The 11,510-nt window shown below is 67.6% G+C and carries 7 protein-coding genes; 6 read left to right on the top strand and 1 reads right to left on the bottom strand.

Annotated elements, in window-relative coordinates; translation table 11 throughout:
* Positions 1–54: 54 nt before the first annotated feature.
* Positions 55–2,868 carry a TonB-dependent receptor gene (locus NLI89_RS01300; protein WP_254685346.1) on the bottom strand — a complete coding sequence of 938 codons (2,814 nt, stop codon included), beginning with the start codon at positions 2,866–2,868 and terminating at the stop codon, positions 55–57.
* Between the two features lie 373 nt (positions 2,869–3,241).
* Here NLI89_RS01300 and NLI89_RS01295 point away from each other — a divergent pair, with 373 nt between their 5' ends.
* The 6 genes from NLI89_RS01295 to nagE all read left to right on the top strand — a co-directional run bounded on the left by NLI89_RS01295 (position 3,242) and on the right by nagE (position 11,391).
* A complete protein-coding gene (locus NLI89_RS01295; RefSeq protein WP_254685345.1) occupies positions 3,242–4,018 on the top strand; it encodes a copper homeostasis protein CutC in 777 nt (258 codons plus the stop codon).
* Between the two features lie 87 nt (positions 4,019–4,105).
* Positions 4,106–4,843, top strand: coding sequence for a GntR family transcriptional regulator (locus tag NLI89_RS01290; protein WP_254685344.1), 738 nt, complete (start codon positions 4,106–4,108; stop codon positions 4,841–4,843).
* A 70-nt stretch (positions 4,844–4,913) separates the two neighbouring features.
* Positions 4,914–5,921, top strand: a complete 1,008-nt coding sequence (locus NLI89_RS01285; RefSeq protein ID WP_254685449.1) for an SIS domain-containing protein — start codon at positions 4,914–4,916, stop codon at positions 5,919–5,921.
* On the top strand, positions 5,918–7,084 hold the full coding sequence (nagA, locus tag NLI89_RS01280) for an N-acetylglucosamine-6-phosphate deacetylase (protein ID WP_254685343.1): 1,167 nt from the start codon (positions 5,918–5,920) through the stop codon (positions 7,082–7,084). The genes NLI89_RS01285 and nagA overlap by 4 nt, the downstream gene beginning before the upstream one ends.
* Before the next feature lie 3 nt (positions 7,085–7,087).
* A complete protein-coding gene (ptsP, locus tag NLI89_RS01275) occupies positions 7,088–9,685 on the top strand; it encodes a phosphoenolpyruvate--protein phosphotransferase (RefSeq protein ID WP_254685342.1) in 2,598 nt (865 codons plus the stop codon).
* Complete coding sequence (gene nagE, locus NLI89_RS01270; protein ID WP_254685341.1) at positions 9,682–11,391, top strand: N-acetylglucosamine-specific PTS transporter subunit IIBC; 1,710 nt, start codon at positions 9,682–9,684, stop codon at positions 11,389–11,391. The genes ptsP and nagE overlap by 4 nt, the downstream gene beginning before the upstream one ends.
* Positions 11,392–11,510: the final 119 nt, after the last annotated feature.

Genomic DNA, 11,510 nt, shown 5'->3' with positions numbered 1-11,510 from the left:
CCAACAAGGGCGTCGAAGAGGAGGGCGCGCCGGTCTCCCGGCGCGCCCCGTGGTTCACATCCTGAACGATACCGACGCGACGTACGTGCGGCCGTTCTTGTAGAACGCCGTCGGCCGATCACGCGAGCCGCTATACTGGATGTAGGTCGAGTCGAGCAGGTTCTGTGCGTTGACCGTCAGCGTGACCGCCTTGGTCAGGTTGAAGCCTGCCGAGAAATCGAGCTGGCTGTACGGCGCGACCATGTCGATCGAGTTCAGGCGGCCGATCGCGCGGAAATACGACGACCGGTAGTTATAGCTCAGGCGCGCCTGGAACGGCCCGTTCTCGTAATACGGGATCACGTTGACGGTGTGCTTCGACAGATAGGGCAGGTTCAGCCCCTCGTCGGTCGAACTCTCGGCGTAGGAGTAGTTCGCCTGCAGGCCGAAGCCGTGCCAGATCTCACCCTGTGCCGAGACCAGCGCACCGTTCACGTTCGCGTTGCCGCCGTTGAGCGGCTGCGACACGAGATAGGATGCGTTGCTCTGCGTCAGCTCGTTGAAGAACGTCTGGCGGCTGAGGCCGTTGAGGATGTAGTCCTTCACCTCGCGACGGAACAGTTCGAGTGACAACAGCGTCCCTTCGCGCGGGTAGTATTCCGCCGACAGTTCGTAGTTGGTCGACTGGTACGGCTTCAGGTTCGGATTGCCGCCGCTCGCATCCAGCGTGATGTCGTTGCGACCGACCGATCCGCCGAGCTGTTCGTAGCGCGGGCGTGCGATCACCTTGGCGACGCTGCCGCGGAAGATCAGGTGCGTGCCCGCTTCGTAAGCGACGTTCAGGCTCGGCAGGAACTTCAGATAGTCGTTCTCGACCCGCTGCGGGACGATCGTCGGCAGGCTGCCGTCGGTGCTGGAGACCTGGTTGGCATAGTTCGACACGTTCTTGGTATAGACCAGACGCCCGCCGATGTTGCCGCGGAAGCCGCTCTGGTCGAAGTTCAGCTGGACGTAGTTTGCCGCGACCGTCTCGTCGACGATGTACGAGGCGGTCGGCTTGGCGACGGCGACGTTCACCGAATTGGCGAGGATGTCGATCACCGTCTGCTGCGACAGGTTGATGTACTGGGTCGCGTTGCCGGTGCCGCCGGTGCCGTCGAACGTGCCGTTCGGCGTCGTCATCGTGTCGACGCCGAGGCTGGCCAGCGTGTAGTTCGACGTCGAGTAGTTGTTAAAGCCGCTCGCGTTCAGGCGGTTGCGGTGATCGGTGAACTTGCCGCCGATGCGGATTTCCTTGAACGGCCCCGCCTCGAACGGAATGACTGCGTCATACCCCGCGTAATAATCGCGATCGATCGTCTTGGAGAAATCGATGCCGCCGGCGCGCGCGGCGTTCAACTGCGTGCCGTTGACGATCACCGGCGCGCCGTCGATCGTCTGGAGCTGCGGGCTGTTGCTGCGGCGATAATTGGCGGGGTTGGTCAGGTCGCCGACATAATCGACGTTCGCGCTGTCCGAGGTGAAGCCATAGCTGTACGGAAGGTCGGTCCGCACATCGAGCAGATATTCGGGATTGCGCCCGCCGATCGCCTTGCTCCAGCCGGCCGTCGCCGACACGCTCGAGCCGCCCGGGCCTTCCCATTCGCCGACAAAGTTGAGGTTGTCGGTGGTCAGCTTGGTCTTGCGGATCAGCAGGTCGAGCTGCGCGCTCTGGCTGTTCGCCGAGGCCGCACCGAAGCTCGCATTGGTGACGACGCCGTTCGCGATCGTCGCCGACTGGAGAACGTCGCCGCTCCATGCGCCGGGAATGACGTACATCGACTGGCTGCTGTTGTTGTAGTTGCCGTCGATATGCAGGCCGTTGAGCGTCAGCGTGATGTCGTCGGTCGGCTTGGCCTGGACCGTGCCGACATAGCTGATGCGCTTACGCTGCTGCGTGAAATACGCGTAGTTGATGCCGAACGGCGACACCGCATTGGCGAGATCCTGGCGCGTGCCGCCGGTGACCGTCGCATTCGGGTTCTTCAGAACCGGCTGTCCGCTCGCGTCGAGGACCAGCGCGTTGTTCGCATCCTTCTGGAAGAAGCGGTCGCCGGCATTCTCGAAGCCGAAGAATTCCACGCCGGCGCGGGTCAGGTTCTGCTTGTCGTAGGTGACGGCGCCGAGCACGCCGAACGTGCCGCCTTCGTTGTGCCAGCTGTACAGGCCCGACGCGCGGACGTTACCCTTGTCGGCACGGTCGTTGTACGAATAGCCGCCCGACGCGAAGATCGAGTTGGCGGGCGTGTCGAGCGGACGCCGCGTGCGGACGATGACCGTTCCGCCGATGCTGCCTTCCTCGATGCGTGGCTCGGGCGACTTGTAGACTTCGAGGCGCTCGACGAGTTCGGGCGCGAGCAGCGAATAGTTGAAGGTCCGGCTGGTCGGATCGTTGTCGTTGCCGCCCCAGTCGGCCGAGGCGACCGCGTGGCCGTCGAGCAGCATGCGGTTGAGCGCCGGGTCGGTGCCGTGGATCGCGACCTTCTCGCCCTCGCCGAAGCGACGATCGATGCTGACGCCGGGAACGTGCGACAGGGATTCGGCAACGTTGCGGTCGGGGAACTTGCCGATCGCCTCGGCACTGATGACGTCGACGATCGCGTTGGCCTGACGCTTGACCGCAATCGCGCTGCGCAGGCTGCCGCGGATACCGGTGACGACGATGTCTTCGCCGGTTTCGTCGGCGACGGGCGCGGTCGGCGTTGCAGCTTGCGGTGCTGCGGCGGCATCGGCCGATGGCACGGCGACGGGATCTGCCGACGGCGCGGCGACCTGCGCGAACGCGCCTGGCGTTAGGGCGACGAGGACGACTGCGCTCGAAGCCAACAAAATCTGCTTACGGAAATTCATTGTCAAAGCCCCTTCCCTTTGGCGCCGCAGCGCCACCCCGACGCATGCCGCGCCCCTTTGATCACCCGCCGCTTGGTACTGTTTTGGTTACTATGTGAGCAGCTTGGCAAGACAACCGTATAACCAATTTGTTTGTGGAATCCATCGGAAATTACAGTTTGGTTACCAATCAGGTGCCCGGCCGCCAAATCTGCTTTATGGTTATATCACAGTATCTTGAGGTCCAGTTTCACCGAAAAGGACCTCCCATTCTCTGGCTGGCGCTCCAGCCCCGCTAATACCATTTCTTGCCGACCCCGGTGCTTTTGGGGATTGAAGCACGTGATTCGATCGGCCAAACGTAATATTATTACCGTTCGCTGAAGGCCCTCCGATGACTCTCGAAATCTGTGTCGACGATATCGCGGGGCTCGACGCAGCCGTCGCGGGCGGCGGCGACCGGATCGAGCTGTGCGCTGCCCTGGCGCTAGGTGGCCTGACCCCCTCGCCCTCGCTGATCGCCGCCGCGACGACCATCCCGATCCCCGTCCATCTGCTCGCCAGACCCCGCGAAGGCGGCTTCCACTATACCGCGCGCGAGGCGGCCATGATCGCTGCGGACATGACCGCCGCCAGCGACTCAGGCCTTGCCGGCGTCGTGATCGGCGCGAGCCGCAAGGATCATAGCCTCGACACCGACCTGCTCGCGGAACTCGTCGCGCATGCCCGCACCCTGGGTAAGGCGCGTGGTACGCCGCTGTCGCTGACGCTGCACCGCGCGATCGACCTGTGCGACGACATGCCGGCCGCCCTCGACGCCGCGATCGCGCTCGGGTTCGATCGCGTCCTGACGTCGGGTGGCCAACCCAAGGCGATCGACGGGCTTGCCATGCTGGCCACGCTGCATCGTCGCGCCGCGGGCCGCATCGTCATTCTCGCCGGCAGCGGCGTCGATTCCGACAACGTCTCGGAGATCCTCGCGACCGGCATCGGCGAAGTGCATGCGTCCTGCGGCAGCCTCGTCGTGTCCAGCGACGAGGACGGCACGTCCGCAACGGCCGCGCGCGAGCGCCAATTCGGCTTTGCTCCGGCCGCGCGCCGCCATACCGATGCGACGCGCGTACGAAATCTCAAGGCCGTACTTCGTAACACGGTCGGTCAAGCCGCTTGAACAATACCAATACATAACGTATCCAAGATCGGTTGCTGGGTCATTCTCGTTTCGAGGCCCGCTCCGGCATCATCGAAAGTCGCCTTCATGTCCTTTTCAACGAGCATTGGCAGGTTCCGGGATGGCAATCCGGCGCCGTTGTATGTCCAGCTTCAGCAGCTGATCCGCGATGCGATCAACCGCAACGTGCTGGCCAAGGACGACGCGCTGCCCGCCGAACGCGATCTTGCGATCGAATACGACGTGTCGCGCATCACCGTGCGGAAGGCGATTGGCGGGCTGGTCGAGGAAGGCCTGCTGACCCGTCGTCGCGGTGCGGGGACGTTCGTCGCCACCCGCGTCGAGAAGAGCTTCTCGAAGCTGTCGTCCTTCTCGGAGGACATGCAGTCGCGCGGGCGGACGCCCAGCAGCGCGTGGGTCAACCGCACGATCGGCATGGTGACGCCGGAGGAATCGCTGTCGCTCGGGCTGTCGCCGGGCTCTGCGGTGTACCGGTTCCAGCGCATCCGCTACGCCGACGACACGCCGATGGCGCTCGAATATTCGACGATCGCCGGATACTGCCTGCCGACGATCGATGCCGTCCAGGACTCGTTGTACGAAGCGCTCGAAGCGGCGGGCAACCGTCCGGTCCGCGCGCTGCAACGCCTGCGCGCAGTCCATTTCAGCCCGGAGCATGCCAAGATGCTCGGCGTCGATGCAGGCCATGCCGGCCTGTTCATCGAACGCCGCGGCTTCCTGCGCGATGGCCGGGCCGCCGAATTCACCCAATCCTATTACCGTGGCGACGCCTACGACCTCGTCGCCGAACTCAACGACATCTGACGCCGGCGCACGGGCGCCGGCCGGGGGGCATACCGTGACCGAGATTACCACTGCGTCGACGCCGACGCTGATGTTCAGCGAAGCCGCCGAAGCCGCCGACGCCGTCGCGCGGCTGCTCGCCGCCAACCGCGAGGCGCTGGCGGCACTCGGCGAGCGCCTTCGCGCCGCGCCGCCCGCCGTGGTCGTGACGTGCGCGCGCGGGTCGTCGGATCACGCAGCAACCTATGGCAAATACCTGATCGAGACGCTGCTCGGCGTGCCGGTCGCGTCGGCCGCCCCGTCGGTGTCGTCGGTCTATGCCGCACCGATGGCGCCCGGCACCGCACTGGTGATCGCGGTATCGCAAAGCGGCCGCAGCCCCGACCTGCTCGCCACCGTGTCCGCCTATCAGACGGCCGGCGCGCATGTCGTCGCGTTCGTCAACGATGAGTCGTCGCCGCTCGCCGAGATGGCCGACACGATGATCGCGCTGAAGGCCGGGCCGGAGCGCTCGGTCGCGGCGACCAAATCCTATATCTGCGCGCTCGCGGCGTTCGCGGCGCTGACCGCGGCCTGGTCGCAGAACGACGCGCTGACCAAGGCGATCGACACGCTGCCGACGCTGCTGTCGCGCGCGTTCGAGGCGGATTGGACGTCGGTGGTCGATGCGCTGGCCGACGCCAACAATTTGTTCGTGATCGGTCGCGGCTATGGCTACGGCATCGCGCAGGAAGCCGCGTTGAAGCTCAAGGAGACCTGCGCGCTCCATGCCGAGGCGTTCAGCGCCGCCGAAGTCCGCCACGGGCCGATGGCGATCGTCAATAACGGCTTCCCGCTGATCGCATTCGCCACCTCCGACGCCGCCGGCGATGGTGTGCGCGAAGCCGCAGCCGAGTTTGCCGCCCGCGGCGCCCGCGTCTGCCTCGCCGATGCGAAGGCGAACGGCGACACCGCCCCCGCCGCCTACACCGCGCATCCGGCGATCGAGCCGATCCTCATGATCCAGAGCTTCTACCGCATGGCCAATGCCCTCTCGCTGCGTCGCGGGCTCAACCCCGACGCGCCGCTGCATCTCAGCAAGGTGACGAAGACGGTATGAGCGAGTCCCAGTTTCATGTCGTCAACGGCACCGTCGTCACGCGCGACGGCCTGCTGAACGGTGCGACGATCCGCGTCGTCGGTGACCGGATCGCGTTGATCACCCCGCTCGAGCGGATCGCGTCCGAGGCGATCGACCTCGGCGGCGGCTGGCTCGTCCCCGGGTTCATCGACACGCAGGTCAACGGCGGCGGCGGCGTGCTGCTCAACGACCAGCCGACCGTCGAGGGCATCGCCGCGATCGGCGCCGCGCATGTGCCCTATGGCACGACCGCGTTCATGCCGACGCTGATCAGCGACACGCCCGAGGTGATCGAGGCGACTCTCGATGCGATGGACGCTGCGATCCTCGCCGGCGTTCCCGGCGTGGTCGGCGCGCATATCGAGGGGCCGTGGATCAACCCGTCGCGCAAAGGCATCCACGATCCGGCCAAGTTCCGGCTGCTCGACGATGCCATGATCGACCTGCTGATCCGTCCGCGCAAGGGCCGCGTGATGGTGACGCTGGCCCCCGAGCTGACCGACGCGGCGTCGATCGCACGGCTGGTCGCAGGCGGCGTGATCGTCAGCGCCGGCCATACCGACGCCGACTACGAGACGATCGTCGACGCGGTCGGCGCTGGCCTGACCGGGATCACGCATCTGTTCAACGCGATGTCGCCGCTGCTTCACCGCGCGCCGGGCGTGGTCGGTGCCGCGCTTGACGATCGCCACGTCTATTGCGGGCTGATCGCCGACGGCCTGCACGTCCACGACGCCGCGCTGCGTCTTGCGCTCAACGCACGACCAAATGACCGGCTGATGCTGGTCAGCGACGCGATGCCGTCGGTCGGCGCGGTCGACAAGGATTTCCGCCTTCAGGGGCGCTTGATCCATGTCGAGGACGGCAAGTGCTTCGGCGAGGACGGGACGCTCGCCGGCTCCGACCTCGACATGGCCGGCGCGGTCCGCAACCTCGTTGCGCGGACTCATGCCGACGTGCCGACCGCAGCGGCGATGGCGGCGACCTACCCCGCCGCATTCCTCGGCCTGTCCCACGAACGCGGCGCGCTCGCCCCCGGATTGCGCGCCGACTGGGTCGCGCTAACCGCCGACCTGAAGCCCGCCGGCACCTGGATCGGCGGGCACTTGGTAGCGGGCCCCCTCGCGCAGCAGGGGAACTAGACCATGAAGCCCATCATCCTGACGTCGCCCCTCCAGGGCTGGGCATCGCCTCTCGAGGCGGTCCCCGACCCGGTCTTCGCCGAACGGATGATGGGCGACGGGATCGCCGTCGACCCGACCGGCGATTGTCTGCACGCGCCGTGCGACGCGGTCGTGCTGAGCGTCCACGCCAGCGGCCATGCGATCACGCTGCGCACGCCCGAGGGCGCCGAGATCCTGATGCATATCGGGCTCGATACCGTGGCGCTCGGCGGGCGCGGGTTTACGCCCTGCGTGGCCGAGGGCGCGAGCGTGCAACGGCTCGATCCGCTGATCCGCTTCGATCTCGACCTGCTGGTCTGCGAGGCGCGGGCGGTGATCACGCCGGTGATCGTCACCAACCCCGAGCGCTTCACGATCGTCCGCCGCGAGACCGATCGGCTGGTCGGCGTCGGCGAGGCGATGATGACGCTGGAGCCGCGCGATTCAGCCGATGTCGCCGTGGTCGAAGGCGACACCGTCCGCCGTACGATCGTCGTGCCGCTGGTCCACGGCATCCACGCCCGCCCCGCAGCCCGCATTGGCGAGACCGCGCGAAAGTTCGTGTCCGAGGTGAAGATCACGAAGGATGAGCGCGACGGTAACGTCCGCAGCCCCGTCGCCTTGATGTCACTCAGCGTGAAGCTAGGCGACGAGATCACGATCGCCGCCACTGGCCCAGACGCAGCCGACGCGCTCGCGGCAATCGGCGACCTGATCCTCGGCGGCATGGGCGAGAAGGCGGAAGCGGGCGCAACCGCCACCCCGGCAGCAGCGCTCACATCCGTGTTCCCCCGCGAAGGCGGGGGCCCAGGAGCCACGAACGACGGCGCTGCTGGGTCCTGGGCCCCCGCCTTCGCGGGGGAACACGGAGCGCGCAAGCCGGCCACAACCCTGCCCGCAGACGGCCGCCTCCCCGGCGTCACCGCCTCCCCCGGCATCGCGATCGGCCAGGCCGGGCTCTTCCGCCTCGCCGAGATCGCCGTGACGCGCGAAGGGGCGGACGCGATCACCGAACGCGCCGCGCTCGATGCGGCGCTCGCCACCGTCACGACGCGTCTCGCCAGCAAATCGGCGACCGCGACCGGCGCCGAACGCGCGATCCTCACCGCGCATACCGCGCTGCTCGACGACCCGACCCTGACCGCCGCCGCACACGCCGCGATCGCGCAAGGCGACAGCGCCGCCTACGCCTGGCGCACCGCGATCCGAGCGCAGGCCGACGCGCTCCACGCCACCGGCGACGCGCGCCTGGCCGAGCGTGCCGACGACATGCTCGATCTCGAACGCCAGGTCCTGCGCGCACTCGCCGGCGAAGACCTCGACGAACGCCTGAGCTTCCCGCCGGGCACGATCCTGCTGGCCGACGACCTGCTTCCCTCGCACCTACTCGGGCTCGACACCGCGTCGATCGTCGGCTTCTGCGTCGAGCGCGGCGGCCCCACCTCGCACGTCGCGATCCTCGCCGCGACGATGGGGCTGCCTGCCTTGGTCGCCGTCGGCCCAGCGCTTGCCGAGATCATGGCGGGCACGCCGCTGATCCTCGACGCCGGCGCAGGCCTGCTCCACGTCGCCCCCGACGCCGAGACGCTCGCGACCGCGCAAGCCGCGTTCGACGCCCAGACCGAACGCCGCCGCGCAGCCCTCGCCAACGCCGCGCGCGAATGCCGCACGCAGGACGGCGTCCGCATCGAAGCGTTCGCCAATCTCGGCTCGGCCGACGATGCCGAGGCCGCGGTCCGCAACGGCGCCGAAGGCTGCGGCCTGCTCCGCACCGAATTCCTGTTCCTCGAACGCGACAGCGCCCCGAGCGTCGAGGAACAGACCGCCGATTACCAGCGCATCGCCACCACGCTAGACGGTCGCCCGCTGATCGTCCGCCTGCTCGACATCGGTGGCGACAAGCCCGCCCCCTACCTCCCGATCGCGGCGGAGGAAAACCCGGCCCTTGGCCTGCGCGGCATCCGCGTCGGCCTGGCCCACCCCGAGATGCTCGACGCACAGCTCCGCGCGATCCTCGCGGTCCGCCCCGCCGGCCAGTGCCGCATCATGGTGCCGATGATCGCAAGCCTCGCCGAACTCCGCGCCGTCCGCACCGCGCTCGACGCCGCAGCCGCCGCGATCGGTCACACGGATCCCGTCGCGCTCGGCATCATGATCGAGACGCCCGCCGCCGCGATCACCGCCGACCTGCTCGCCAGCGAAGCCGACTTCCTTTCGATCGGCACCAACGACCTGACGCAATACGCACTCGCGATGGACCGCGGCAATCCGGCGGTGGCGAGCGACCTCGACGGTCTCCACCCCGCGGTGCTGCGCCTGATCGCGCGCACCTGCGAGGGCGGTGCGGTCCACGGCAAATGGACCGGCGTGTGCGGGGGCCTCGCGTCCGATCCGCTCGCCGTACCGATCCTGATCGGCCTCGGCGTCACCGAACTCTCGTCCGCACCAGCGCTCGTGCCCGAGATCAAGGCGCTGGTCGCGACGCTCACGATCGACGCCTGTCGCGCACATGCCGCAGCGGCAATGAACTGTATCTCAGCCGCGGACGTGCGAACGCTCGCCCGGGAGTTCCGCCCATGAAGTCGCTGCTCGAAGCTCTCCAGCCGCTCGGCCGCGCGCTGATGCTGCCGATCGCGGTGCTCCCCGTCGCCGGCCTGTTGCTGCGCCTCGGCCAGCCCGACCTGCTCGACATCGCGGTGCTCAGCGCGGCGGGCGATGCGATCTTCTCGCATCTCGGCCTGCTCTTCGCGATCGGCGTCGCCACCGGATTCGCGCGTGACGGCAACGGTGCCGCCTGTCTCGCGGGCGTGGTCTGCTACCTAGTCACCACGCAGGGCGCGCAAGCCTTGATGACCGTCCCCGCCGACGCGCTGAAAGGCCTGACCGGCGACACCATCGCACTCGCCACTGCGGCGTGGAAGGCCAAGGCGATCGCGCGTCTGGACGTGCCGATCGGCATCATCTCCGGCCTGATCGGCGGCAGTTTCTATAACCGCTTCTCGGCGATCGCGCTCCCCGAATATCTCGCTTTCTTCGGCGGGCGCCGGTTCGTACCGATCGTCAGCGGCGTCGCGGGCCTCGTGCTCGGGCTGGTCGTCGGCCTCGGCTTCGGCGCGCTCAGCGCGGGCATCGACGGGCTCAGCTACGGCATCAGCGGCGCGGGCGGCTTCGGCCTGTTCATGTTCGGCCTGCTCAACCGCCTGCTGCTCGTCACCGGGCTGCACCATCTGCTCAACAACATCGTCTGGTTCGTCGCCGGCGATTACCAGGGCACCACCGGCGATCTCCGCCGCTTCTTCGCGGGCGACCCAACGGCCGGAGCGTTCATGGCCGGGTTCTTCCCGGTGATGATGTTCGGCCTGCCCGCCGCCTGCCTCGCCATGTACCACGCCGCGCTGCCCGAACGCCGGAAAGCGGTCGGCGGCATGCTGCTCAGCCTCGCGCTCACCTCGATGCTGACCGGCGTGACCGAACCGATCGAGTTCAGCTTCATGTTCCTCGCACCCGTGCTCTACGCGATCCACGCGGTGCTGACCGGCGTGTCGATGGCGTTGATGGATGCGCTCGGCGTGAAGCTCGGCTTCGGCTTCTCCGCGGGGCTGTTCGATTACGTGCTGAACTACGGCAAGGCGACCAAGCCGCTGCTGCTGTTCCCGATCGGCCTCGCCTATGCCGCGATCTACTATGTCCTGTTCCGCACCGTCATCAAGCGCCTCGATCTCCCCACGCCGGGCCGTGAGCGCGACGCACCCGTGGCAGCGGCAACCGTCGCCAAGAGCGAACGCGGTGCTGCGTTTGCCGAGGCCCTCGGCGGCGCCGCCAACCTCACCAGCGTCGGCGCGTGCACGACCCGGTTGCGCCTGATCGTCGCGGACCAGAAGCTGGTCGACGAACCGAGGCTGAAGGCACTCGGCGCGCGTGGCCTGATCCGCCCGTCCGCCAACGCGCTCCAGATCGTGCTGGGTCCGATCGCCGATTCGGTCGCGGTCGAGATCCGCGACGCCATCGCTGCCGGCGGCGCAGCACCCGTACAGGCAGTACCCGCAGCGACGACCGCAGCCGACATCCGGCTGACTCCAGCCACGCTCGCCGCGCTCGGCGGCGCGGACAATGTGCAGGCGGCGACGCAGCACGGTACGCGCCTGCGGGTCCGGCTCGAAAATACCGACCGCGCCTCGACGCCCGCACTCGAAGCGCTCGGCATCCACGCGATCGCCCGGCCCGCCCCCGGACTGCTCCACCTGCTTGTCACCGGTGATGCCGGCTCAGCGATCATCGCCGATTGAGGTCAGTAAAAGAGACGGCGTCGATCGGAAAACCACCAGGCTTGGAAGAAATACCGAGGTTTCCGCTATCCTCATGTCTGGCGTTCGGTTCGAGAACCGAGCATATTGTCTGACATAAC

This window comes from Sphingomonas faeni, assembly GCF_024273235.1.
Classification (GTDB): domain Bacteria; phylum Pseudomonadota; class Alphaproteobacteria; order Sphingomonadales; family Sphingomonadaceae; genus Sphingomonas; species Sphingomonas faeni_A.
This window is presented reverse-complemented; position numbering and strand designations above follow the sequence as displayed.

Excerpts from the sequence above, each read along its gene's own strand:
- NLI89_RS01300 (WP_254685346.1), bottom strand. The coding sequence starts at position 2,868 with ATGAATTTCCGTAAGCAGATTTTGTTGGCTTCGAGCGCAGTCGTCCTC.
- NLI89_RS01295 (WP_254685345.1), top strand. The coding sequence starts at position 3,242 with ATGACTCTCGAAATCTGTGTCGACGATATCGCGGGGCTCGACGCAGCC.
- NLI89_RS01290 (WP_254685344.1), top strand. The coding sequence starts at position 4,106 with ATGTCCTTTTCAACGAGCATTGGCAGGTTCCGGGATGGCAATCCGGCG.
- NLI89_RS01285 (WP_254685449.1), top strand. The coding sequence starts at position 4,914 with ATGTTCAGCGAAGCCGCCGAAGCCGCCGACGCCGTCGCGCGGCTGCTC.
- nagA (WP_254685343.1), top strand. The coding sequence starts at position 5,918 with ATGAGCGAGTCCCAGTTTCATGTCGTCAACGGCACCGTCGTCACGCGC.
- ptsP (WP_254685342.1), top strand. The coding sequence starts at position 7,088 with ATGAAGCCCATCATCCTGACGTCGCCCCTCCAGGGCTGGGCATCGCCT.
- nagE (WP_254685341.1), top strand. The coding sequence starts at position 9,682 with ATGAAGTCGCTGCTCGAAGCTCTCCAGCCGCTCGGCCGCGCGCTGATG.